The organism is Leisingera sp. ANG1 (assembly GCF_000203975.2).
In the GTDB taxonomy this organism is placed as follows: domain Bacteria; phylum Pseudomonadota; class Alphaproteobacteria; order Rhodobacterales; family Rhodobacteraceae; genus Leisingera.
Genome location: NZ_AFCF02000009.1, coordinates 305,967 through 327,762 on the forward strand (window position 1 = coordinate 305,967; position 21,796 = coordinate 327,762).

Below are 21,796 nucleotides of genomic sequence, written 5' to 3' on the forward strand. Positions count from 1 at the left end.
CATGCCGGGAAAGGTTGCACTTGCAAGTCAAAACGCCAGCGTTGCCTGCCGCCAGTAAAAAACCCGGCCACTCGGACCGGGTTCTTTTAACTTGTCTGTATCAGCCAGCGCTTAGTGCAGCTTGGCGTCCACATCCGCGATGGCGGCGTCGATCAGCTTGTTGGCCTCGGCGGCGGTCATCTGCTTGGAGATCACCTGATCCGCAGCGGCAACAGCGATGGAGATCGCCTGGTCGCGCACTTCTTTCACAGCCGAAGCCTCTGCCGAAGCGATCTGCTCCTCGGCAGCCGCCAGACGGCGGGCGATGGAGGTTTGCAGATCGGCCTTGGCCTGTTCAGCTGCACGGGCAGCTTCGTCACGGGCGGCAGCCACGATCTGATCGGCCTGGGCCTGAACTTCCTGCTGCTTGCGCTCATAAGACGCCAGAACGGTCTGGGCCTCTTCACGCAGGGCGCGGGCTTCGTCCAGTTCCTTCTGGATGCCTTCGGCGCGGTTGTCGAGCTGGCCAGCCAGCAGCGACGGCACCTTGGCAAACAGCAGGATGCCGATGAACAGGATGAACGCCAGCGCAACAACCAGGTTGGTGTTGGACAGGTCCATGCCGCCGCCGGCCGCAAACGCGGGCGAAGCCGCGCCAAGGGTCAGGGCAAGAGCGAGAATATTGCGCATGTCCTTATCCTTTCGTCCGCTCGGCAACTGCCGCGGCAACTGCGTCTTTGTCTGCCGAACCGCCCAGAGCAGAAACCAGCGCTTCTGCAGTATCGGTGGCCACGGCCTTCACGCTTTCCAGCGCGCCAGCCTTGATTTCGGCGATAGCCTTCTCGGATTCGGCAGCCTTGGCAGCGATCTGTTCGTCTGCTTTGGCGATGGCCTCATCCAGCCCGGCCTGAATTTCTGTGCGGGTCTCGGCAGCGATGCGCTGCGCTTCCGCACGGGCATCCGCCAGAGCTTTGTTATATGCGTTTTCGGCCTCGACAGCCTTGGCTTTCAGGTCTTCAGCCGCGGCGAGGTCGTTGGTGATGGTCCCCTGACGCTCGGCCAGCACCGCAGCAATGCGGGGCAGCGCGACGCGCGACAGGATGAGGTAGATCACGACCAGGGCGACCACGAGCCAGAAGATCTGGTTCCCGAAGGTCGAGAAGTCCAGCTGCGGCATTGCGGAACCGCCGCCGTGTGCTGCCTCTTGCGTATTTGATGCCATGTCGTCCTCCCAGGAACTTGCCGTTACACCGGGCAGCGCAGGATCTGCACTGCCCGGCCGTAAGGAAATAGGTTCCTAAGGTCTTAGACGGCGAACATCAGCAGCAGAGCGACCAGGAACGAGAAGATGCCCAGTGCTTCTGCAAACGCGATGCCGATGAACAGGGTTGCGGTCTGGCCGGCAGCTGCCGACGGGTTACGCAGAGCGCCTGCCAGGAAGTTGCCAGCCACGTGGCCCACACCGATTGCGGCTGCGCCGGAACCGATTGCTGCCAGGCCTGCGCCGACGAACTGACCGAGTTGTGCGATATCGCCTTCCATGATTTCTCTCCTTACGATGGAATGTGGTGATTTCTAGGGTGGGCGGGACCGCTCAGGGCGCCGCCCGGTAAGCTTTCAGATCCTGGCCTTAGTGGCTCGGGTGCAGTGCGTCCTTCAGGTACACGCAGGTCAGGATGGTGAACACGTAGGCCTGAATGAAGGCCACCAGAACTTCGAGTGCGTAAACCGCGGTGATGGCAAAGATCGGCAGGAAGCTGAACATGCCCAGTGCCGCGGCGAAGCCTGCGAACACTTTCAGAACCGCGTGGCCGGCCATCACGTTACCGGCAAGACGGATGGAGTGGCTGACCGGGCGCACGAAGTAGGAAATCAGTTCGATGATGGCCAGGACCGGGCGGAGCGCCAGCGGCGCGCTCGACACCCAGAATAGGCCCAGGAAGCCGACACCGTTCTTGACGAAGCCAACCACGGTCACGGTCACGAACACCAGCGCCGCCAGAACCGCGGTCACCGCGATATGCGAGGTGGTGGTGAAGGAGCCGGGGATCAGGCCCAGGAAGTTGGCCATCACGATGAACATGAACAGGGTCATGATGTAGGGGAAGAACTTGACGCCGTCCTTGCCGGCCACGTCCTCAACCATTTTGTAGATGAAGCCATAGGCCAGTTCCGCAACCGACTGGGCGCGGCCCGGCACGATGGCGCGGCGCGAGGAGCCCAGAACCAGCAGCGCGAACACGGCGGCAACAGCCAGCGCCATCCACAGGGTCACGTTGGTCGGGGTGTACCAGGAGATGTGATCGCCGAACAGCGCGCTCACCTGGAACTGATCCATCGGATGGATCGCCAGCTTTGCTTCCGCCGGAGCGAAAATCAGACCCGACACAACTACCAGTGCCAGAGCTGCGAAAAAGAAAATTTTGCCCATCGGTCCGCTTCTCCTGTCGCCGGTCGCCGATCCCGTCGGATCAATCCCGGTCTTGCGCATTTTTGTCGGCCTCTTCGGCCAGTTTCTCTTTCTGGATTTCCTGCGCGGTGCGAAGCATCGTCTTCACCCCAGCCGCCAGGCCCAGCATTATGAACAGCACCATGAAGATGGGCAGGGTTCCAAACAGATGGTCCAGCCCGTATCCGATGCCAAAGCCGATCCCGAGACCGGCCACCAATTCGATCACCATCCGCCAGGCCTGATTGGCCAGGGAATAATGCTCATCCGCGCGCGGCTTGGGCTCCTGGGCCTTACGCGCCGCCGCCAATTTCTCCTCCAGCTGCGCCATGCGCTGCTTTTGGTCGTCATCGGTCACGGGCGCCATCCTCACGCGAATTTCTAGTGAGGGTGCTAAGGCCACAGGGCCTAGGAGTCAATTACAAGGATTGAAGATTCAAAATATGCATACCCCATTGTTTATGCGCAATATTTCGCCAACCCCTATGCGCCGCGCCGCTCTGCCGCAGCCGCCGTTAGCGCCAAACTGCGCCGGAATCCATATTCAACCAAAAGGTTGATTTTAGCCGGCGGGCGGTTTCGGCAGCCGCCAGCGCACAATCCGCCCATCGATCAGCAGCAGCCCTGCCAAGATTGCTGCCATGCCCCACAGGTGCTCTGCCAGCAGCGTCTCGCCCAGAATGTAAGTCCCCAGAAACAGCGCCGACACCGGCGCAATCAGCGTCGGCATGGTGATATTGGTCGGCCCCACCTTGGGCAGCACCCAGTAGAACGCGATGAAGGCCGCCGAGGTCAGCACAAAGCCGATCACCAGCAGCGACGCCCAGGTTTCCATACGCGTGATCACCGGCAGCCCCTCGCTCCACAACGCCAGCGGCGCAATTGCCGCGGTCGACCCGGTCAGCGCGATCGCCACCAGCACCACCGGCTCCATATCCCTGAAGCTGCGCGCGAAATTGACGGAGAAGGCATAACACAGCGGCGCGCACAGGGTGATCAGCACCGCCCAGGCTTCCGAGGACTGGCCGCCCTCCAGGATCGGCAGCGAGAGCAGCACGATCCCGAGGAACCCGCAGATCACTCCCAGCGATTTCAGCATCGTGGCCCGCTCGCCGCCGGGCCAGAAATGCGACACCACCACCGCCAGCGCAGGTGTGGTCGCATTGACGATCCCCGCCACGCCGCTGGCGATATGCTGCTGGCCCAGCGCGTAGAATGCAAAGGGCCCGGCATAGCTGAGCACGCCGAACCCGAACAGCGCCAGCCAGCGCCCGGCGCCAGCGGGCACCTTTTTGCGCGCTGCCAGAACATAGATCCAGCAGCCCAGCGCTCCAAAGCCCACACGGCCCATAGAGACCGACAGCGGCCCCAGCTCGCGCAACAGGATGGCGTTGAACATGAAGGACATGCCCCAGCCGATGCCCAGAATGAAGATCACCGCCCAATAGCGCAACGCCATGCCAACTGCTCCCTCGAAATGCCTTGCACCGATCCATCGCAGTTTTTGCAGGATTGTCGACCCGCTTCTTGCCCTTTAGGAGTATCAGGCATGAGCGACACCCTCGACACCGTCTTTGCAGCCTTGGCCGACCCGACCCGCAGGGCGATCCTGACCATGCTGCTGGAGGACGACATGGCCGTGACCGACGTGGCAGAGCCGTTCGAGATGTCACTGGCGGCCATTTCCAAGCACCTGACCATCCTCACCCGCGCCGGCCTCATCGCGCAGGAAAAGCGCGGCCGGGTCAAATGGTGCAAGCTGCAGCCCGACGCCATGCGCGCCGCCTCTGTCTGGATGCAGGGCTTCGGCCAGTTCGAGCCGGTGAACCTGGATGCCTTCGAGCGCTTCCTGGAGGCAGAGCACCTGTCAGAGGACAGCCAGACCGGCAGTTAGGGCCACTGGCCCCTAGCGGACGACAAACACCGAAATTTCGGAATGCAGCACCAGATGGCTGGCGTGGGACGAGAACACATAGTCCAGGATGCCGGGCATATGTGTTGCGATCACGATCAGGTCCACCTCCAGCTCCTTGGCGGTCCGGGCCAGGATAGAGTCCATCTCCGACCCCACATCCACGGAATGCACTGGCAGCGCCTCAACCCTTGCGCCACTGCTTTCGGCCATCTTGCTGGCCAGTGCAGCCAATTCATCCCCGGACGGCCCCAGGGTGTGTGCGCCTTCAATCTGCTCGCCCGTCACATGGACCAGCGTCACGCGTGAGCCATGATTGGCGGCAAAATCCGCGGCCACGTTCAAGGCCTTCTTGACCGCCGGGGGCATGTGCAGGTCGACGGGCACCATGATATGTCTGAACATCTTTCCCTCCTTCTCCTGACGTGTCCCTCGGGACCAGTATACAGGAAAACAGGGGGCTTGCGTTGACCTGCCGCAAGCGCGCCCAGCAGGAAGTGCTCAGGCGGGCAGCGTTCAGGCGCGCACCGGCTTGGCGTCGCCTTCCAGCAGCATCACCAGTGCGGCCACCGACATCACCACCCCGATCAGCACCATGCCCGGCGGCGCGCCGCGGCCCAGCGCAATCTCCCACAGGATCACCCAGCTGGGGGTCAGATAGGTGTATGCCATCACTTTGGCCGAGGGCAGTCGCAGGGTTGCGTATTGCAGCAGCACAAAGGTGGCCGCGCTGGCAAAGAGTGCCAGATAGAACAACCCGATCCAGACAATGCCCGGCAGCTGCATCCAATCGGTCGCCAGAATGTCCTGCCAGCCGAACGCCGCCAGCAGCCCGCCGCCCGCCAGCAGCATGCCGAAGGTGAAGACCACCGCAGGCTCCCCGCGGTTCAGCTTGCGCACCATCGGCGTGTAGATCGCGTGCAGCACGCAGCCCCAGAAATAGATGATCTCGCCCTGTCCGATCTGAAATGCCGCCAGCGCTCCTAGGTCGCCGCGCACGATCACCCAGACCGCGCCCGCGGCCCCGATCGACAGCGCCAGCGCCATCCAGCGGGTGGTGACCTGCCGCAACAGCAGCCAGCCGAACCCCGCGCTCATCACCGGCACCAGCGTGAACACCGCCGCCGCGCTGACCGGCGCCGCGGTCTGCAGCCCGTAGAACATCAGCACGAAGTAGCCGCCGAACAGCCCGCCCAGAACCGCAAACCGCCACGGCGCCTGAAAATGCACCCGCCGCATTCCGGTGGTCGCCATGGCGGCAACGCCAATGACCACCGCAGCAATGCCGAACCGCGCCGCGTTCAGCGCCGCCGGCGCAATCTCATTCGCCACCATCACGCCCAGCGAGAACGACCCCGCCACCAGCGCCGAGAACAGCAGCATCGCCAGATGCCCGCGCAGCGCCTCGCTCACAGCTGCCATTCCTTGGCCTGTTCCTTGAGGAACTTCAAAAACGCCTGCACCTTGGTGGTGCGGTGCAGGTCCACATGGGTCACCAGCCAAAGGGTGCCCTCCCATTCTTCCTGCGGCGCCATCATTTCCACCAGGTTCGGGTTCTGCCGGGCCTCCCAGGCTGCCATGAACCCAATGCCCGCGCCGCTGTGCACCGCGTTCTGCATGGTGAACCCGTTGGAGCAGCGGAACGAGATCGCGTCAGCCGGCGCATGGGTCCGCAGCCAGCGCGAAAACGGCGCGCGGCTGTTTTCATCGTCATTGCCGATGAAGCGGTGATTGGCCATGTCCTCGACACCCTGCAGCACGCCGTATTTTTCGGCATAGGCCTTGGAGGCATAAAGCCCGACCTGCTGCTTGATGAAGGGCTGCACCACATTGTCCGGCTGATCCGGGGCGTTGCCCGCCCGCACCGCCACATGCGCCTCGCCGTATTCCAGCCGGAACAGGCGGTCGCCGGTCAGATAGCGGATGATCAGCCCCGGGTGCATGTCCTGGAATTCCTTCAGCGCCGGCACCAGCATAGGTGCAAAAGACGCCAGCGACGTCACCACCAGCTCACCGGAGACATCATCACCCTGCCCCTTCAGCCGACCGACCAGCTGGCTGAACTGGTCATCGGTTGCCTGCGCCACTCGCAAAAGGTCCTGCCCAGCCTCCGTCGGCGTGTAACCGCGGGCGTGGCGCTGGAACAGCTTCACCCCCAGCCGTGCCTCGATGGCGTCGATATGGCGGATCACCGTGGCATGGTGCACGCCCAGCACTTCGGCGGCACCGCTGACCGTGCCCATCCGGGCGACCTGATAGGCGGTGCGCACCTCATCCCAATTGTCCATGGCTGCCTCCTTGCCAATCCGCGCGACATGCGCACACGCGCACACTCGATGTTACTTTTGCGGCGTTGCGTTCGCAAATGCAATAACCCAAATCTCCGTCAGCAACAAGCACAGGAACCCAAAATGACCCGCACCGTTCTGCACCTCGACTCCTCCGCCCGCACCGAAGGCTCGGTGACCCGGGACCTCTCCGCACAGATCGTCAGCCGCCTGGACGCGGACACTGTGATCCGCCGCGACCTCGCCGCGCCGCTGCCGCTGCTGGACGGCGCCTGGATCGGCGCCAACTTCACCCCGGCCGACCAGCGCAGCGAGGCAGACAAGCAGCTGCTCGCCCTCTCCGATGCGCTGGTCGCGGAACTGAAACAGGCCGACACCATCGTGATCGGCGCGCCGATCTACAATTTCTCGGTGCCCTCCACGCTCAAGGCCTGGATTGACCTGGTGGCCCGCGTCGGCGTCACCTTCCGCTACGAGGAAACCGGCCCCATCGGCCTGCTGGAAGGCAAGCGCGCCATTATTGCCGTGGCCTCCGGCGGCACCCAGGCCGGATCCGACATTGACTTTGCCACCACCTACCTGCGCCATGTGCTGGGTTTCATCGGCATCACCGAGGTTGAGATCGTGGCCGCCGACGCCATGTCCATCGACGCCGAGGGCGCCCTGGCCAAAGCGAAAAACCAAATCGAAGCGCTGGCGGCCTGATCCCCGCACTGCCCCGCGCTCCTGCCGCCAGCCACCCCCGGCTGGCGGCCTTTTTGCGTTTGGCAGCGCGGCGGGGCCTGTGCCACTCTGCCCGCATCCGCATTTCAAACCACAGGCATTCCCATGAAGAAGATCGGCATTCTCGGCGGCGTCGGCTGGGCCTCCACCCTCGATTACTACCGCGCCATCTGCGAGGGCGCCGGGCGGTTCTTTGCGGACCGCGGCGCGGGCTCGCCGCTACCGGTGCCGCCGATCACCATCGAATCCGTAGTGCAGGCCCAGACCCGCGCCTTGCGCGGCCGCCCGGGGGATGAGGCCAGCTGGGCCGCTTTTGATGCCGTCTTCCGCGAGGCGATGCTGACGCTGGAACGCGCCGGCTGCGACTTTGCCCTCATCGCCTCCAACACCCCGCACGCCCGCCTGCACGCGATCCGCGAGGGCGTGGTGATGCCGATCCTCAGCATCTTCGACGCCACCGCAGAAGCCACCGCCGCAACCGGCGCCACACGCGCGCTTGTGCTGGGCACCGCCGTCACCATGCAGGCCCGCAACTATGCCAGCGTGCTTGCCGCACACGGAGTCGGTGCGAACGATACCCTTCCAGAGGCTGAAATCGCCGAGATGCAGGCAATGATCGACGAGGATTTCTACGGCGGCGCTTCCGCCACCGCACAGGACCGCCTGCTGCGGTTTTGCAGCAAACACGCGCAGCCCGGCACCGCCATCCTGCTGGCCTGCACCGAACTGCCGCTGGCCTTCCCCGATCATATCGACGACGTCAGCTTCGAGGCAGGCGGCTTCCTGTTCGTGAACCCCTCCGCCGCCCATGTTACCGCCGCGCTGGATCTGGCGCTGGCGGACGAAAAGGCCGGTTAGACCCAGCGCACCTCAACGCCGATGCGCTCAAAGAACGCCATCACATCATCGCGCTTCATCGCCACCGTGCGGTCGTTGACCAGCGGGTGCATATAGATCACGTCAGCTTCCTGCGCCTGTGCATCCATATAGAAGGTGACGCCTTTCTCCGCGCCGGTGATCATTGCCAGCGGGCTGACCGCGCCGGGACGGATGCCGAGGTTCTCCAGCAGCCGGTCGGCTGAGCCGAAGGACAGGTTTCCGATGCCCAGCTCAGCGCCCAGCGCCTTCAGGTCGATCTCGCGGTCCTGCTGCAGCGTCACCAGATAATTCCGCTTCTTCTTGTCCCGCAGGTACAGGTTCTTCAGCCGCAGCGCGTTTTCGCCCGGCACCATGAACTGCTCCTCGACGCCCTTGGCGTCCTCCACCGTGCGCAGCGGCACATGGGTATGCAGCTGATAAGCAATACCCCAGTCGTCCAGCTGCTTCAGCAGCGCATCCGAGGAGATGGGCAGGCTATCCTGATAGGCCGATGACGCATCCATGATCTTACTCCGCAAGCCGTTCCGGTTTGCAGCGCAGATCACAAAAAACGGCCACGGGACGCAAGAGGTGTTCCGCCCCCTGCGCCCCGTTTTGCGCCATCTCTGTGAAGGGCGGGCGCGACCGCCCGCCGCCTGGCCAGATCACGCCTCGGCGAAATCCGCCCGCCGCGCCTCTTCGTAGTGGTCGAAATCGGTGCTGAACCAGCCGGTGCCGCGGGTGGCGCTGGCCAGGGTACTGCACAGATCATCCTGCGCCGACATCGGCAGCAGCGTCTCAAACACGTCCCAGCCCGCGACGCCGTCTTCGGCCTCGAAGCCCAGGATCTGGCCTTTCATGCCGCTCACCACCGGCACCAGCCCGCCGGTGAACACCGACGGCACATGGATATGCACCCGCATGATCGGCTGCAGCAGCACCGCGCCGGCCTCCGCCAGCGCCTCCTTCACCGCGTTCTTGCCCGCGGTGCGGAACGCATAGTCGGAGCTGTCGACCGAATGGTGCTTGCCATCTTTCAGCGTCACGCAGACATCCACCACCGGATGGCCATTGAGGCCCAGCGCCAGCGCCTCGCGCGCGCCCGCCTCGACCGAGGGGATGTAGTTCTTGGGCACCGCGCCGCCCTTCACCGTTTCCTCGAACACAAACCCGCTGCCGCGCGGCAAGGGCTTCACCTCGATCACCACATCGGCGAACTGGCCCGCACCGCCCGACTGCTTGCGGTGCCGGTGATGCACCTGCACGGATTTCTTGATGGTTTCGCGCAGGGCCGGCGGCACCGCCCCTTCTTCCACCTCGACGCCGAACTCGTCCTTCAGCGCCTGCTTGATCCGGCGCATGTGCAGCGGCCCCTGCAGGTTCAAGAGCACATGGCCGCTGGCCTCGTCCTGGCCCAGCACCAGCGCCGGGTCGATTTCCGCCAGCCGTTCCAGCGCGGTGGACAGGCGCGCATCGTCGCGCTCATTCACCGGGGTGATCACCCGCCGGAAGGTCGAGGGCCGCGGCTGCGCCCACTCCGGCAGCGGCGATGCTCCGTCCGGCCCATAGGCAAAGCCCAGGTTCAGATGGTCAGACTTCACCGCCTGCCCCATGTCGCCCGGCGTCAGGCTGGTATTGGCTGCCGATCCCATGCCGGTCAGCGATCCCAACGCCGCACCGCCAACCGGCACGCCGTTGCCGACACTGCCGTCCAGCGCCCGCACCATCACCGTCTTGCCCAGATGCTTGACCAGATCCGCCATACAGCCGACCGCCACCACTTTGCCATCCTGCGACAGCCGCTCCAGCGCCACACCCACATCCGGGGCCTCATGGCGCAGCGACTTCATCAGCCGCATGATCCCGTTCTTGTGCTCTGCCGATCCCATCAGCGCCGGGATCAGGTCGTTGTGCTGCAGCACCTTGGTGGCCACCTCATAGGCCTCCTCCGCCATCACCTGCTGATCCTCGATCAGCTCCTCCAGCAGCGTGTCGTCAAAATCCGCCAGCGCCTCCAAAAGCTCAGTGCGCGCCTCCTGCTCACGCGCGTACATCGCCACCGGCAGCTCGATCAGCGCCGAGGGCTTGCCCTCCTGATACTGCCATGCGCGTTCGGAAATCAGATCCACAGCACCCACAACCTGACCATCCTCGCGGATCGGCACCTGCCGCAGGATGATGTTGTGGCTGCAATAGGCCTGAAGCGCGGCAACGATTTCCGCCACCCGGTCCGCTGCCTGGTCCATACGATTGACAAAAATAAAGGCGGGAACTCCCGCCTCCTCCAGCTTGCGCAAGTAAGGCGCGCTGAGGACCGCAGCGCCGGCATCCGCCGGAACGCAAAGGACAGCAGCATCGCTGGCGGCCAAGGCCGGCCCCGCCTGCGCCAGGTTATCGGCGCCGCCTGCGATGTCGATCGCGGCCCAGTCCTCCCCCATAAATGAAAAAGGCTGCAAAGCGGCGACGCCTGCAACCTCCTGCCTCTTGCCCGCGGCACTGTCCAGATTGGCCAGCGCCGTAGCCAGCGTTGATTTGCCGGACTGCGACGGTCCCAGAATAGTGAAAACGCGCATGTTCTCAGATCCTCCCTTAGCTGATGCGAATGCCCGCCTAGGACCGCAGCCGCCAACGGCGTGCAGCTTGCCTGTGCCAAAGATCTGCCTCGGTGCTCTTCTGAGCGCCCCCTGCCGGTGAGTGGGCAACAAGGGGCCGTTCTCGATGTTGGCCAAGCGTCCGCCCCTGAGTCAAGCGCGCAGAGGGCGTAGCGGCGGCACCCCGCGCACAGTTTTGACGCATCCGCCGCCGATTTCCCCTCTCCACCGGCTTTCCCTTGGGTAAGCTATTCCCATGAAAATCACCCGCAACACGCCCGAACAGCTGATCCTGTCCGATACACCCTGGCTGATCGGCATCATGCTTGTCTTTTTCATCCTGGTCTTTGCCGGCGCCGGCCTCGGCATGCTCAGCCAGGGCGGCGACCTGATCCTGCCAGGCCTCGTCTTTGCCCTGGTGGGCGGCGGCATGGGCGCGCTGGCCTTCTGCCTGTTCGTGCGCCGGGTGCAGGTGATCCTCGACCGCCCCGGCGGCAGCGTGGTGATCCGGCGCCAGTCGGTGTTCGGCTACAGCAAGGTGGAGCACCATCTCGCCGACCTCTCCCACGCCGAGGTGGAAAGCACCACCAGCCGCCGCGAGGGCCGCACCCGCACGCTCCACCGCCCGGTTCTGGTGCTCGACGGCGGCATGAGCGCCGGCCGCCACCCGGTGGTCGAGGCCTACACCAACGGCCGCGGCGCCCAGCACCTGGCGGAGGCGATCAATGCCTGGCTGCCGGCCAGCGAACAAATGCAGGAACACTCTCAGTAACTGACAAGCATCTTCGCCATCCCGTTCCAGGCACGTTTTTTAGTTGAAACCGTCGCTATTGTCAGAGCTACTAACTCCTGCTCGCACAATTTCAGAATTCTCCTGAGCCATTTCCCCTCTGCCAAGCAAGGCATAACTACAGATGCAGATCACCCGTGAAACGCCGGATCAATTGATATTAGAGTATCAAGACTGGCTGGCGCCGGTTGCGCTGAGCATCATCGCACTGGTCCCGGCCTTTTATTCTCTTAGGTGGACTTGGCACGGAGACATCTCAATTGCTGCGGTTCTGGCAGCTATAGCAGTTGTTTTGCTCGGACTGGCCGCATTGAGCCTGGATCGAAGCCAACTGATTTTCGACCGGCAAAGTGATCAAATGACCCATCGCAGAAAGACAGCCCTCCAATTCGATGAACTGAAGGTCCCACTAGCTGCGGTAGAAACCTACACGCTCGACATTGCGGCATCAGAAACGGGCAAGCCGGAATACCAGCCCTCACTGCTGATCAAATCGGATGAAGGCTACTTCTTCCGCCCGCTGATCTCGCGCCCTGGCACTTCCTCTGCACATATTGAAACAGCAAACCGCGTCAACGACTGGCTGGAAGCCGCAAAGGTTGACTCCGGCCCCTAATCCGCGTATCGCCTGCCCAAACATCCGGGAGATCTGAGTCTTCCGGTCCCTGCCCGTGCCAGGGATCGCCCCCCACCAGCGTGTTACGCCCGTGGGGGCAAACTCGTTTGGTTTGCCCCCACGACTGACACCAGGACCGGCGGGCATTTGCGCATGGTTCGCTTGTCCCCTACATACGGGGGCGCCACACGTTGAAACCGGCATTAGGAGGCCGCAGGCATGTTTGAAAATCTATCCGAACGCCTATCCGGCGTCTTTGACCGGCTGACCAAACAGGGTGCCCTGAACGAAGAAGACGTCAAATCCGCCCTGCGCGAGGTTCGCGTGGCCCTGCTGGAGGCCGACGTCTCGCTGCCGGTTGCCCGCGATTTCGTCAAAAAGGTTCAGGAACAGGCCACCGGCCAGGCGGTCACCAAATCCGTGACCCCGGGCCAGCAGGTCGTCAAGATCGTCCACGACGCGCTGGTCGACGTGCTGCGCGGCGACGAAGACCCCGGCAAGCTCAAGGTCGACAACCCGCCCGCCCCCGTTCTGATGGTCGGCCTGCAGGGCTCCGGTAAGACCACCACCACCGGCAAGCTGGCGAAACGGCTGAAGGAGAAAGAGGGCAAGAAGGTCCTGATGGCCTCGCTCGACGTCTACCGCCCGGCGGCGATGGACCAGTTGGCTGTCCTCGGCACCCAGATCGGCGTCGACACCCTGCCCATCGTGCCCGGCCAGAAACCCGTCGACATCGCCAAACGCGCCAAGCAGCAGGCGACCCTGGGCGGCTATGACGTCTACATGCTGGACACCGCCGGCCGCCTGCACATCGACGAGACCCTGATGCAGGAGGTTGAGGACGTCCGCAACGTGGTCTCCCCGCGCGAGACCCTGCTGGTGGTCGACGGCCTGACCGGCCAGGTCGCCGTCGAGGTGGCCGAGGAATTCGACGCCAAGATCGGCATCTCCGGCGTGGTCCTCACCCGGATGGACGGCGACGGCCGCGGCGGTGCGGCGCTGTCGATGCGCGCTGTCACCGGCAAACCGATCCGCTTTGTCGGCCTGGGCGAGAAGATGGACGCGCTGGAGACCTTCGAGGCGGACCGGATCGCCGGCCGCATCCTGGGCATGGGCGACATCGTGGCGCTGGTCGAAAAGGCCCAGGAAACCATCGAGGCCGAACAGGCCGAGAAGATGATGAAGCGCATGATGAAGGGTCAGTTCAACATGAACGACCTGAAGATGCAGCTTGAACAGATGCTCCAGATGGGCGGCATGGAGGGCATGATGCAGATGATGCCCGGCATGGGAAAAATGGCCAAGCAGGTGCAGGACGCGGGCATGGACGACAAGGTGCTGAAGCGCCAGATCGCCATGATCCAGTCGATGACCAAGAAGGAACGCGCCAACCCCGCCCTGCTGCAGGCCTCCCGTAAGAAGCGCATCGCGGCCGGTTCCGGCATGGAAGTCTCCGACCTCAACAAGCTTCTGAAGATGCACCGGCAGATGGCCGATGTGATGAAGAAGATGGGCAAGATGGGCAAAGGCAAGATGCTGAAACAGGCCATGAAGGGCATGTTCGGCAAAGGCGGCATGCCGGATATGGGCGGCATGGACCCCAGCCAGATGGACCCCAAGGCGCTGGAAGCGGCAGCCAAGGCAATGGGCGGCAAAGGCGGCCTGCCCGGCGGCCTCCCCGGTCTTGGCGGCGGCATGGGCCTGCCCGCCGGCCTCAGCGGTTTTGGCAAGAAGAAGTAAGTTGACCACTGCGCCCACCATATCCACTGCGCGCCTGAAGCTGCGCCACCACGTGATGTCGGACTTTGCGCCGCTTCACGATGTGCTGGGCAGTGACCGCGCACGCTATATGGGCGGGCCGTTTTCACTGAAAGACAGCTGGCAGACTGTTGCCGCTGAAGTGGGCAGCTGGTCCCTGCTGGGACATGGCAGCTGGGCCATCGAGCGCGCTGACGACGGCGCACTGGTTGGCCAGGTCGGTATCAATAAACCGGCCCACTACCCCGAGGCGGAGATCGGCTGGACGCTGTGCAGCGGGTTCGAAGGCAATGGCTACATCACCGAAGCCGCCGCTGCCGCCCTTTTGTGGGCCTGGTCCGAAATGGGCGCCAGCAGCCTCGTCAGCTATATCACACCCGGCAACAGCAGGTCGGTCTCTGTCGCCGAAAGGCTCGGCGGCAAACCTGACCTTGCCGCGCCGCTGCCGCTGGGTGAGACCTCGGAAGATACCATCGTTTACCGCCATTTTGCGCCGGATTGCGACGGCGGGATGGAGGCCTACGCATGACCTCCCATCTGTCCCGCACTGCGCAGCCCGGCGCGGCCCGCAACCGTTTAACGGAAAATTACGCAGTCTCATCGATACTCCTTCACCGGATGGGTGAAAAAGACGCCGGGCGGCCTGCCGCCCGGGCAATGGGGTACGATATGAAAGACGCGCAACGGCGGTATCCACGGCTGGTTTCCAAGCGGCTGATGCTGATTTCTCCGGCGGATCCGGAGTTTGACGCCCAGGCTGCCTTCCTGGCGCCGGACGCGCCGCGGTTCATCAATGTCGCGGATGACGCCGATTCTCTGTGGTGGTCGATCGCCACCATCATCGGCCATTGGCACCTGCACGGCTACGGCCTGTTTGCCGTGGTGGAGCGCAGCACCGGCGACACCGTGGGCCTGGTCGGCCCCTGGTTCCCCAAGGGCTGGCCGGAACCGGAACTGTCCTGGCACCTGATGGAGACCGGCGAGGGCAAGGGCTATGCCAGCGAAGCCGTGCAATGCGTGCTGGACTGGCTGTTCAACGCGGCCGGCTGGGACACCATCGTCTCCTACGTGCCGGAAGAAAACACCGCCTCCATCGCCCTGGCCCGCCGCGCCGGCGCCCAGCCGGAACGGCTGGTCTCCTTCCCGCTGCAGCCGGCGCCCGGCCTGCGCTGCTGGCGCCACTCGCCCGCCGCCCGCCGCTCCGGCCCTGAAGCCGCCCGGGGGCTTTTGCACTGATGCGCCTGCGCGGGATCATATCCTGGCGCCGCCGCGCCCTTCCGCTGGAAGGAGCGCGCTGATGCCGTTTGACATCCCGGTGATCGAAACCCGCCGCCTGGTGCTGCGCGGCCCCGAAGCGCAGGATTACCCCGACTTCAAGGCCACCTTCAGCTCCTACCGCTCCCGTTTCATGGGCGGGCCGCTGAACACTTACGAGGCCTGGATGCTCTATGCCGCCGAGATCGGCCACTGGCAGGTGCGCGGCTTCGGCATGTGGATGATCCACGACAAGGCCAGCGGCGAGACTTACGGCATGGCCGGCGGCTGGCAGCCCGCAGGCTGGCCGGAGCGCGAGATCGCCTGGATCATCTGGCCTGATGCCGCAGGCAAGGGCTACGCGCTGGAGGCTACCCATGCCGCCCGGCGGCATTTCTATTCGGAACTGGGCTGGGAGACTGCGGTCAGCTATATCGACCCCAAGAATCTCGACTCGATCCGGCTCGCGGAACGGCTCGGCGCTGCCAAGGACCACGGCGCCGCCACCATCGACGGCAACGACGCCGTCTACCGCCACCCCGCGCCGGACGCCCTGAAGGACAGCCAGATTGCGCATGGGATCGACATGGAAATCAGCCATTACGCCGATCCGCTCTTCAAACCGGAGGGCTGGGCCATTGACTGAACTGCGCGCGATTTCCCGGATGCTGCGCTGCGGCGGTGCACAGGTGGTGCACAGCCGGTGCACGCCTGGCACCCCCTCGACGGCACCCCGCCCTGCTGTATTGCGGAGACCCCGATGACAACAGATATCCAAGATCCCGTTGCCCGCGCAGCCGCGCTGCTGAAGGGCCACCGCGAAAGCATCGACCGTCTGGATGCAATCCTCGTCTATACTCTGGGCGAGCGGTTCAAGCACACCCAGGCGGTGGGCCGGCTCAAGGCCGAACACGACCTTCCCCCGTCCGATCCCACCCGCGAAGCGGCCCAGATCGCGCGGCTCGAAGACCTGGCGGATCAGGCCGATCTGGACCCTGAATTCGCCAAGGCATTCCTGAACTTCATCATTGATGAAGTCATCCGCCACCACAAGAAACACCAAGAATAACAACCAACAACAGGACAACCGGGGCATACCCCGGACAACGCCATCAAAGGAGATGTACCCATGGCAATGAAAATCCGTTTGGCCCGCGGCGGCTCCAAAAAACGCCCCTTCTACCGCATCGTGGCTGCTGACAGCCGCATGCCGCGCGACGGCCGCTTCATCGAGAAGCTGGGCACCTACAACCCGCTGCTGCCGAAAGATTCGGAAGACCGCGTGAAAATGGACCTGGAGCGCGTGCAGCACTGGCTGGACCAGGGCGCGCAGCCGACCGACCGTATCGCCCGTATGCTGGAAGCCGCAGGCGTCCGCGCCAAGGCCGAGCGCAGCAACCCGAAAAAAGGCACCCCGGGCAAGAAAGCCCAGGAGCGCGCAGAAGAGAAAGCTGCAAAGGCTGCTGAAGCCGCCGAAGCAGCTGCAGACGCGGAATAATTCCGTGGAGCTGCGGGGCGCTTTTCCCGAAGAGTTCCGCAGCCAGCTTGATCTGCTGATGCGGCTCCGGCGCGACGTGCGCCGGTTCCGCAGCGATCCGGTGGAGGAGGCAGTGCTGATGCGCTGCCTCTCTGCCATTCAGCTCGCCCCGTCCGTGGGCTTGAGCGAACCCTGGCGCATCCTGCGGGTGGAAAGCGAAACCGCCCGCGCCGCTGCGCTGAAGAATTTTGAGGCCGCCAATGCCCAGGCGCTGACCGGATATTCCGGCGAAAAGGCTGAGCGTTATGCGGAACTGAAACTGTCCGGCATGCGCGATGCTCCGGTGCAGCTGGCCGTCTACTGCGACGATGAGACCACCCAGGGCCACGGCCTGGGCGCCGCCACCATGCCGGAGATGCGCCGCTATTCGGTGGTCACCGCCATCACCCTGTTCTGGCTGGCGCTGCGCGCCGAAGGGCTGGGGTTGGGCTGGGTTTCGGTGCTGGACCCCCAGCTGCTGAACCGCGACCTGAACGCGCCCAAGGGCTGGCAGCTGATCGGCTATTTCTGCATCGGCTACCCGGAGCGGCTGTCGGACACGCCGGAACTGGAAGAAACCGGCTGGGAAAGCCGGATGGCGGACCTGCCGCTTGAAACCCGCTGAGGCCTGTCATGGGACGGTTGATAAGGCTTGTGTTTTTTGTTGCAGTGGCCTTTACCGCGGGCATCTTCTTTGAACGCAACCATCAAAGCGAACTCTGCGAACAATCCGGCGGCCAATGGCTGCGCGCGGGGTTCTGTGCAAAGGACTGACACCATGAGCGATCTGATCTGCGTAGGCGCCATTTCCGGGTCCTTCGGGGTGCGCGGCGAGGTGCGGCTCAAGAGCTTCTGTGCCATTCCGGAAGAGATCGAGGACTACTCGCCGCTCAGCAATGAGGACGGGACCAAGACCTACTCCTTGACCATCACCCGCCCGATCAAGAACGGCTTTGCCGCGTTGCTGGAAGGTGTTGAAACTAAGGAAGAGGCCGACGCCATCAAGGGATTGCGGCTGTTTGCCCGCCGCGATCAGCTGCCGCAGCTGCCGGATGACGAGTTCTACCATACCGACCTGATCGGGCTGGAAGTCTATGACACCGGCGGCACGCTGCTGGGCACGGTGAAATCGGTGCAGAACCACGGCGCCTCCGACCTGCTGGAGATCCACGGCCCCGGCCTCAAGGCAACCGTGCTGCTGCCCTTCACCCTGGAAGCGGTGCCAACCGTGGATCTGACCCAGCGCCGTATTGTCGCCGACCCGCCCGAAGGGCTGTTCTGAAAGGTGCATATGGGACTTTGCCCCCTCTCGCCATTGGCGCTCACCCCCAGGATACTTCCTGCCAGAAGAAGACTGGATCTCTTGTTCATCTGGCCGAAAATATCCCGGAGCGCGAAGCAGAGCCTCGCATAACTCCGCTTTCTTCGCAGCGCGCCATCGCCTATGAGGACGCCATGACAGACACGCCCTCCCGCTCCCATGGCCGCAAGGCCATCCGCCCCACGCTGAAACCGCGCGAGCTGATGACGCCGACGCCGGACCTGGCTGGCGTGTGGAAGGCCAAGATCATCACCCTGTTTCCCGCGGCCTTTCCCGGTGTGCTGGGCGAAAGCCTGACCGGCAAGGCGCTGCAGGAGGGCCTTTGGCAGCTGGAGACCACCGATCTGCGCGAATTCGGCGTTGGCAAGCACCGCAATGTCGATGACACGCCCGCAGGCGGCGGCGCCGGCATGGTGCTGCGCGCCGATGTGCTGGGCGAAGCGATCGAACACACGATGGCGGATACCCGCGGCAACTGGCCCCTGGTCTACCTGACCCCGCGCGGGCGGCCGATGAACCAGCAGATGATGCATAATTTCGCCCAATGCGACGGCATCACCCTGCTCTGCGGGCGGTTCGAAGGTGTCGATGAACGGGTGCTGGAGCATTACGGCATTCAGGAGGTCTCATTGGGGGACTTCGTGATGACTGGCGGCGAACTGGCGGCACAGGCGCTCATTGACGCCACCGTGCGGCTGATTCCGGGGGTTCTGGGCAACCACGCCTCGACCGAGGAGGAGAGCTTTTCCTCGGGCCTTTTGGAACACCCGCAATACACCCGCCCTGCCGAATGGAAGGGCCGGGAAATCCCTGATGTGCTGATGTCCGGCCATCACGGCAAGATCGCAGACTGGCGCCACGGGATGAGCGAAGAGATCACCAAGGCCCGCCGCCCGGACCTGTGGGAGGCCTACATCCGCGCCAAGGACAGCGGCAAGCCATAGCGCAAGTGACGCACCAGCCTGGCTTTTCCCCAATGCAAGCCGTTGCCGCATTGGCGAACCCGTGTTTTACTCCTCCTGCATAAGTTAAATGACAGGAGACAGCAGGGTGGCTGGGAAATTTGAACTCTACACAGACAACGCAGGCGAATTCCGCTTCCGCCTGAAGGCAGGCAATGGCGAAAACATTCTGGCCAGCGAAGGCTACAAGCAGAAGGCCAGCGCCGAGAACGGTATTGAATCGGTCCGCAAGAATGCCGGCGACGACGCGCGCTATGAGCGCAAGGAAACTGCCGCGGGCAAACACATGTTCAACCTCAAGGCCACCAACGGCCAGGTGATCGGCACCTCGCAAAGCTACGCCAGTGCCTCTGGCCGCGATAACGGCATCGAGTCGGTCAAGAAGAACGCGCCAGACGCGGCGCTGGACGACCAGACCGCCTGAAACAGCACCGGGCCCTGTCCGGGCCCGGCCGCAGCCGGCTAGTTCGGCATCTTGTTGTTTTTCCAGACCGTCAGCGTTGTTCCCTGCTTGAAGGTGACATCGCCCTTGGACTGGTTCCGCTCCGTTTCCCAGCCAATATCACTGCTGCCCAGCCGGTCATCCGGGAAGTGGGTCTTGAACTTCCAGTCGCCAGCCGTGGACGAGCGGGTCAGCACAACCAGGCAGTGGGGCACCATCTTCACACCGCCGCCACCGGATTTTTCAACCAGTTTCACGTTCAGGGCCTTGAACATGTCATCCAGGCTGGATTTGCCCTGTTCAAAGTCGGAAACCGCGGATTTGATATCGTTGAGCGAAACGGCAGCCCCGTCACGCTTGAGCGCATAGCCCCAGCCCGGCGCCGAGGCCGGCGGCCCCATCTTCAAGGTCAGCGAGGTCAGTTCGTCCGTCACCTGATTGGCCTGGGTCTTTTTGCCGGTGGCATAATGCGTGAACCCCTTGAACTTTGCGGCAATGGACGTTGCCCGGTCGAAGGCTTCCTTTTCAAGAACCGGGGTTGCCCACATTGAGGCATTGCCGCCGCTGTACTGCTTGCGGTCAAAGCTGGCTGCGATCTGCTTTTCGACTTCCGAACGGTTGGCAATCACCCGTTTCCCGTCCTCCTCGGTATAGGTGATTTTCACCTTATTCCACTTCTCGGTCACCTGCGCGGTGCCGGCGGAATTGCCGCTCTGATCCGGGGTCACCCCGTCCTGCGAAGAGGCCCGCATCGCCTGCCGTTCCATGCCGGTCTGCGCACCGTGGCGGCCGGTGCCGTGGCCTTCGCCGCCGTCCTCTGCCTTGATGCGCTCTTCCTGCCATTGCTGTGCCTCGGCCTGCTTCTTGATCAGCGCCTCGATCTGGCTGCGGGCCTGATCCACCGGCACGCTGTCCAGCATTTCATCCAATGCCGTGATGCGGGACTTGATATTGCCCAAGGCTGTGACAAAGGCTTTTTCCTTCTCCAGCTTCTCGGCCTTCATCTCCTCGACATTTTTCAGCAGCTGGCCGCGGGACTGCTCCAGCACCTGTTTGGCCTTTTCCAGCCGCTCGGCGCTGGCGTCGACCTGCTGCTGCTTCTTGCTGATGTCCTTGGCCTTGGTCAGCCCTGACAGGGTTTCCTGCAAGTCCTTCAGCACCCCGGCTTCGCGGGTCACGGCCGTTTCCAGCTTGCCCAGCTTCGCGATTTCCTCCTTGATCCGGCTGGCCAGCATCTTGGCTGCTTTGCCGCTATCCGACTGCGCGAACTCCTCGCTGCGCTTTTCCGCGTCTTGCTCATCCGACGCCAGCGCCGCCTTCACATATCCGACCATTTCCTTGTCGAGCACCTCCAGCCGGGCATAGGCCTGCTTCCATTCGCCCTTCTCAAAATGATCGGCCACAGCCCCGAAATGCTGGCGAAGCGCCTTGCGCTCGTCATCCATGATCTTGCCCTTGACCTTGTCGAACCGGGCGGTAGTGGCCTTGAGCCGGGTCTTGGCGTTGGTTTCTTCCTTGGAGGCCTCCTTGCCGCCGCCGATCAGCTTGATCAGCTCCTCCATCCGGGTGTTGAGGGCGATCAGGGTCTTGGCCGCTTGTGCCTGGTCCGTGTCCTTCTGCTCCTCGATCTGCCCGAACAGGATGCGCAGCTCCTTGCGCTCGTCATCCGTGATCCTGCCCTTGATTTTGTCAAAGCGGCTTTCCACCGCCTGCAGCCGTTTCAGGAAACGCTTGTCCGGATCAACTTCGCCGCCCGCATCCAGGTCCATGGCCACAAGCTCGTAGCCGAACTGGGTGCCCTTCATCAGCGGCTTCAGCTTCTTTTCAGGCATCCTGCCCTTCACCAGGCTGAGCCGCAGCGTGCCATCCTTGACAGAACACTGCCCCACCGCCCGCTGTTTGGCCTTGGACTTCAGCTCCTTCAGCAGAGGCGGCGCCGCCTCGCCGACAATCAGAATGGACTGGGCTGCGCCGTTCAGCGTGACCTCATCATAGAAGTAGAAATCGCCCGGTGTGGCATCCAGCTTCTTGAGCTCCTTCTTCAATTCTGCCTTGTAGGACTGTTCGCTGTTGAAAATATCCATCTTTTTGAATGGCATGCTGTCTCCCCTCCCTGGTGAGGCGCGCCCGGCCGGCTGCATATGCTGACGCTGCGTAAATAAATGTATTTGAACGGTAACCGCAGATCCGCAGCCGATCAAAAAGAAATCAATGCCTGCGATCCGGGCGCCGCCGCAGAATTCCCTTGAAACATTGGCGCAGCAGGCCTAAAAGCCGCTCGTCTGGTGCCGGGAATCGGCCCCGGGCCGTTGGCTGTTGGATCAGCCCCGGAAATCT

The 21,796-nt window shown here is 63.5% G+C and carries 27 protein-coding genes; 15 read left to right on the forward strand and 12 right to left on the reverse strand.

Translation table 11 applies throughout. The features are described 5' to 3' along the window. Positions 1-111: 111 nt before the first annotated feature. The 6 genes from GC1_RS17670 to GC1_RS17695 all read right to left on the reverse strand — a co-directional run bounded on the left by GC1_RS17670 (position 112) and on the right by GC1_RS17695 (position 3,887). On the reverse strand, positions 112-669 hold the full coding sequence (locus GC1_RS17670; RefSeq protein WP_019296634.1) for a F0F1 ATP synthase subunit B: 558 nt from the start codon (positions 667-669) through the stop codon (positions 112-114). Between the two features lie 4 nt (positions 670-673). Continuing rightward, a complete protein-coding gene (locus GC1_RS17675) occupies positions 674-1,201 on the reverse strand; it encodes a F0F1 ATP synthase subunit B' (RefSeq protein ID WP_019296635.1) in 528 nt (175 codons plus the stop codon). 83 nt (positions 1,202-1,284) lie between these two features. Beyond that, positions 1,285-1,521 carry a F0F1 ATP synthase subunit C gene (locus GC1_RS17680; RefSeq protein WP_008553903.1) on the reverse strand — a complete coding sequence of 79 codons (237 nt, stop codon included), beginning with the start codon at positions 1,519-1,521 and terminating at the stop codon, positions 1,285-1,287. Positions 1,522-1,609: 88 nt separating this feature from the next. After that, a complete protein-coding gene (locus GC1_RS17685; protein WP_019296636.1) occupies positions 1,610-2,410 on the reverse strand; it encodes a F0F1 ATP synthase subunit A in 801 nt (266 codons plus the stop codon). 40 nt (positions 2,411-2,450) lie between these two features. After that, on the reverse strand, positions 2,451-2,795 hold the full coding sequence (locus GC1_RS17690; protein ID WP_175392902.1) for an AtpZ/AtpI family protein: 345 nt from the start codon (positions 2,793-2,795) through the stop codon (positions 2,451-2,453). Positions 2,796-2,990: 195 nt separating this feature from the next. Then, positions 2,991-3,887, reverse strand: a complete 897-nt coding sequence (locus GC1_RS17695) for a DMT family transporter (RefSeq protein WP_019296638.1) — start codon at positions 3,885-3,887, stop codon at positions 2,991-2,993. A 90-nt stretch (positions 3,888-3,977) separates the two neighbouring features. Between GC1_RS17695 and GC1_RS17700 the strand changes: the two genes are divergently transcribed. Then, entirely contained in the window at positions 3,978-4,322 is a 345-nt protein-coding gene (locus tag GC1_RS17700; protein WP_019296639.1) for an ArsR/SmtB family transcription factor, read from the forward strand. A gap of 12 nt (positions 4,323-4,334) precedes the next feature. Here GC1_RS17700 and GC1_RS17705 read toward each other — a convergent pair whose 3' ends face one another. The 3 genes from GC1_RS17705 to GC1_RS17715 all read right to left on the reverse strand — a co-directional run bounded on the left by GC1_RS17705 (position 4,335) and on the right by GC1_RS17715 (position 6,628). Then, entirely contained in the window at positions 4,335-4,745 is a 411-nt protein-coding gene (locus tag GC1_RS17705) for a universal stress protein (protein ID WP_019296640.1), read from the reverse strand. Between the two features lie 111 nt (positions 4,746-4,856). Continuing rightward, positions 4,857-5,762, reverse strand: a complete 906-nt coding sequence (locus GC1_RS17710) for an EamA family transporter (RefSeq protein WP_019296641.1) — start codon at positions 5,760-5,762, stop codon at positions 4,857-4,859. Beyond that, positions 5,750-6,628, reverse strand: coding sequence for a LysR family transcriptional regulator (locus GC1_RS17715; protein WP_019296642.1), 879 nt, complete (start codon positions 6,626-6,628; stop codon positions 5,750-5,752). Before GC1_RS17715 ends, GC1_RS17710 begins: the two co-directional genes overlap by 13 nt. A 123-nt stretch (positions 6,629-6,751) precedes the next feature. Here GC1_RS17715 and GC1_RS17720 point away from each other — a divergent pair, with 123 nt between their 5' ends. Next, positions 6,752-7,333 (forward strand): FMN-dependent NADH-azoreductase, encoded by a 582-nt coding sequence (locus GC1_RS17720; protein WP_019296643.1) that lies wholly within the window; start codon positions 6,752-6,754, stop codon positions 7,331-7,333. Positions 7,334-7,456: 123 nt separating this feature from the next. Then, positions 7,457-8,209 carry an aspartate/glutamate racemase family protein gene (locus GC1_RS17725; RefSeq protein ID WP_019296644.1) on the forward strand — a complete coding sequence of 251 codons (753 nt, stop codon included), beginning with the start codon at positions 7,457-7,459 and terminating at the stop codon, positions 8,207-8,209. Here the strand turns inward: GC1_RS17725 and GC1_RS17730 are convergent. Then, positions 8,206-8,733: a prolyl-tRNA synthetase associated domain-containing protein gene (locus GC1_RS17730; RefSeq protein WP_019296645.1), complete on the reverse strand. Its 528-nt coding sequence runs from the start codon at positions 8,731-8,733 to the stop codon at positions 8,206-8,208. The two genes, GC1_RS17725 and GC1_RS17730, sit on opposite strands and share 4 nt — an antisense overlap. Positions 8,734-8,874: 141 nt before the next feature. Beyond that, positions 8,875-10,782, reverse strand: a complete 1,908-nt coding sequence (locus GC1_RS17735) for an elongation factor G (RefSeq protein WP_019296646.1) — start codon at positions 10,780-10,782, stop codon at positions 8,875-8,877. 274 nt (positions 10,783-11,056) lie between these two features. On the opposite strand from GC1_RS17735, the gene GC1_RS17740 reads away from it, so the two are divergent. The 12 genes from GC1_RS17740 to GC1_RS17795 all read left to right on the forward strand — a co-directional run bounded on the left by GC1_RS17740 (position 11,057) and on the right by GC1_RS17795 (position 19,441). Further along, the gene (locus tag GC1_RS17740; protein WP_019296647.1) at positions 11,057-11,572 is read left to right on the forward strand and encodes a hypothetical protein; all 516 of its coding nucleotides are present in this window, start codon (positions 11,057-11,059) and stop codon (positions 11,570-11,572) included. Positions 11,573-11,714: 142 nt separating this feature from the next. After that, positions 11,715-12,206 carry a hypothetical protein gene (locus GC1_RS22530; RefSeq protein WP_152610497.1) on the forward strand — a complete coding sequence of 164 codons (492 nt, stop codon included), beginning with the start codon at positions 11,715-11,717 and terminating at the stop codon, positions 12,204-12,206. Positions 12,207-12,425: 219 nt separating this feature from the next. Continuing rightward, the gene (gene ffh, locus GC1_RS17750) at positions 12,426-13,946 is read left to right on the forward strand and encodes a signal recognition particle protein (protein WP_019296649.1); all 1,521 of its coding nucleotides are present in this window, start codon (positions 12,426-12,428) and stop codon (positions 13,944-13,946) included. A 1-nt stretch (position 13,947) separates the two neighbouring features. Next, positions 13,948-14,493 carry a GNAT family N-acetyltransferase gene (locus tag GC1_RS17755; RefSeq protein WP_019296650.1) on the forward strand — a complete coding sequence of 182 codons (546 nt, stop codon included), beginning with the start codon at positions 13,948-13,950 and terminating at the stop codon, positions 14,491-14,493. Continuing rightward, on the forward strand, positions 14,490-15,200 hold the full coding sequence (locus tag GC1_RS17760; RefSeq protein ID WP_237754627.1) for a GNAT family N-acetyltransferase: 711 nt from the start codon (positions 14,490-14,492) through the stop codon (positions 15,198-15,200). The genes GC1_RS17755 and GC1_RS17760 overlap by 4 nt, the downstream gene beginning before the upstream one ends. 61 nt (positions 15,201-15,261) lie before the next feature. Continuing rightward, positions 15,262-15,864 carry a GNAT family N-acetyltransferase gene (locus tag GC1_RS17765; RefSeq protein WP_019296652.1) on the forward strand — a complete coding sequence of 201 codons (603 nt, stop codon included), beginning with the start codon at positions 15,262-15,264 and terminating at the stop codon, positions 15,862-15,864. 114 nt (positions 15,865-15,978) lie between these two features. Continuing rightward, a complete protein-coding gene (locus tag GC1_RS17770) occupies positions 15,979-16,287 on the forward strand; it encodes a chorismate mutase (protein WP_019296653.1) in 309 nt (102 codons plus the stop codon). Between the two features lie 60 nt (positions 16,288-16,347). Beyond that, complete coding sequence (gene rpsP / locus GC1_RS17775; protein ID WP_019296654.1) at positions 16,348-16,716, forward strand: 30S ribosomal protein S16; 369 nt, start codon at positions 16,348-16,350, stop codon at positions 16,714-16,716. 4 nt (positions 16,717-16,720) lie between these two features. Beyond that, positions 16,721-17,359 carry a 5,6-dimethylbenzimidazole synthase gene (bluB, locus tag GC1_RS17780; protein ID WP_019296655.1) on the forward strand — a complete coding sequence of 213 codons (639 nt, stop codon included), beginning with the start codon at positions 16,721-16,723 and terminating at the stop codon, positions 17,357-17,359. A gap of 153 nt (positions 17,360-17,512) precedes the next feature. Continuing rightward, positions 17,513-18,016 carry a ribosome maturation factor RimM gene (gene rimM / locus GC1_RS17785; RefSeq protein WP_019296657.1) on the forward strand — a complete coding sequence of 168 codons (504 nt, stop codon included), beginning with the start codon at positions 17,513-17,515 and terminating at the stop codon, positions 18,014-18,016. 173 nt (positions 18,017-18,189) lie between these two features. Then, positions 18,190-18,999 carry a tRNA (guanosine(37)-N1)-methyltransferase TrmD gene (gene trmD, locus GC1_RS17790; protein ID WP_019296658.1) on the forward strand — a complete coding sequence of 270 codons (810 nt, stop codon included), beginning with the start codon at positions 18,190-18,192 and terminating at the stop codon, positions 18,997-18,999. A 106-nt stretch (positions 19,000-19,105) separates the two neighbouring features. Continuing rightward, the gene (locus GC1_RS17795) at positions 19,106-19,441 is read left to right on the forward strand and encodes a YegP family protein (RefSeq protein ID WP_019296659.1); all 336 of its coding nucleotides are present in this window, start codon (positions 19,106-19,108) and stop codon (positions 19,439-19,441) included. A gap of 38 nt (positions 19,442-19,479) precedes the next feature. Here GC1_RS17795 and GC1_RS17800 read toward each other — a convergent pair whose 3' ends face one another. Then, positions 19,480-21,558 (reverse strand): hypothetical protein, encoded by a 2,079-nt coding sequence (locus tag GC1_RS17800; protein ID WP_019296660.1) that lies wholly within the window; start codon positions 21,556-21,558, stop codon positions 19,480-19,482. Positions 21,559-21,796: the final 238 nt, after the last annotated feature.

Bases quoted from the DNA above. Each gene is read 5' to 3' on its own strand.
- GC1_RS17670 (WP_019296634.1), bottom strand. From the start codon at position 669: ATGCGCAATATTCTCGCTCTTGCCCTGACCCTTGGCGCGGCTTCGCCC.
- GC1_RS17675 (WP_019296635.1), bottom strand. From the start codon at position 1,201: ATGGCATCAAATACGCAAGAGGCAGCACACGGCGGCGGTTCCGCAATG.
- GC1_RS17680 (WP_008553903.1), bottom strand. From the start codon at position 1,521: ATGGAAGGCGATATCGCACAACTCGGTCAGTTCGTCGGCGCAGGCCTG.
- GC1_RS17685 (WP_019296636.1), bottom strand. From the start codon at position 2,410: ATGGGCAAAATTTTCTTTTTCGCAGCTCTGGCACTGGTAGTTGTGTCG.
- GC1_RS17690 (WP_175392902.1), bottom strand. From the start codon at position 2,795: ATGGCGCCCGTGACCGATGACGACCAAAAGCAGCGCATGGCGCAGCTG.
- GC1_RS17695 (WP_019296638.1), bottom strand. From the start codon at position 3,887: ATGGCGTTGCGCTATTGGGCGGTGATCTTCATTCTGGGCATCGGCTGG.
- GC1_RS17700 (WP_019296639.1), top strand. From the start codon at position 3,978: ATGAGCGACACCCTCGACACCGTCTTTGCAGCCTTGGCCGACCCGACC.
- GC1_RS17705 (WP_019296640.1), bottom strand. From the start codon at position 4,745: ATGTTCAGACATATCATGGTGCCCGTCGACCTGCACATGCCCCCGGCG.
- GC1_RS17710 (WP_019296641.1), bottom strand. From the start codon at position 5,762: ATGGCAGCTGTGAGCGAGGCGCTGCGCGGGCATCTGGCGATGCTGCTG.
- GC1_RS17715 (WP_019296642.1), bottom strand. From the start codon at position 6,628: ATGGACAATTGGGATGAGGTGCGCACCGCCTATCAGGTCGCCCGGATG.
- GC1_RS17720 (WP_019296643.1), top strand. From the start codon at position 6,752: ATGACCCGCACCGTTCTGCACCTCGACTCCTCCGCCCGCACCGAAGGC.
- GC1_RS17725 (WP_019296644.1), top strand. From the start codon at position 7,457: ATGAAGAAGATCGGCATTCTCGGCGGCGTCGGCTGGGCCTCCACCCTC.
- GC1_RS17730 (WP_019296645.1), bottom strand. From the start codon at position 8,733: ATGGATGCGTCATCGGCCTATCAGGATAGCCTGCCCATCTCCTCGGAT.
- GC1_RS17735 (WP_019296646.1), bottom strand. From the start codon at position 10,782: ATGCGCGTTTTCACTATTCTGGGACCGTCGCAGTCCGGCAAATCAACG.
- GC1_RS17740 (WP_019296647.1), top strand. From the start codon at position 11,057: ATGAAAATCACCCGCAACACGCCCGAACAGCTGATCCTGTCCGATACA.
- GC1_RS22530 (WP_152610497.1), top strand. From the start codon at position 11,715: ATGCAGATCACCCGTGAAACGCCGGATCAATTGATATTAGAGTATCAA.
- ffh (WP_019296649.1), top strand. From the start codon at position 12,426: ATGTTTGAAAATCTATCCGAACGCCTATCCGGCGTCTTTGACCGGCTG.
- GC1_RS17760 (WP_237754627.1), top strand. From the start codon at position 14,490: ATGACCTCCCATCTGTCCCGCACTGCGCAGCCCGGCGCGGCCCGCAAC.
- GC1_RS17765 (WP_019296652.1), top strand. From the start codon at position 15,262: ATGCCGTTTGACATCCCGGTGATCGAAACCCGCCGCCTGGTGCTGCGC.
- GC1_RS17770 (WP_019296653.1), top strand. From the start codon at position 15,979: ATGACAACAGATATCCAAGATCCCGTTGCCCGCGCAGCCGCGCTGCTG.
- rpsP (WP_019296654.1), top strand. From the start codon at position 16,348: ATGGCAATGAAAATCCGTTTGGCCCGCGGCGGCTCCAAAAAACGCCCC.
- rimM (WP_019296657.1), top strand. From the start codon at position 17,513: ATGAGCGATCTGATCTGCGTAGGCGCCATTTCCGGGTCCTTCGGGGTG.
- trmD (WP_019296658.1), top strand. From the start codon at position 18,190: ATGACAGACACGCCCTCCCGCTCCCATGGCCGCAAGGCCATCCGCCCC.
- GC1_RS17800 (WP_019296660.1), bottom strand. From the start codon at position 21,558: ATGCCATTCAAAAAGATGGATATTTTCAACAGCGAACAGTCCTACAAG.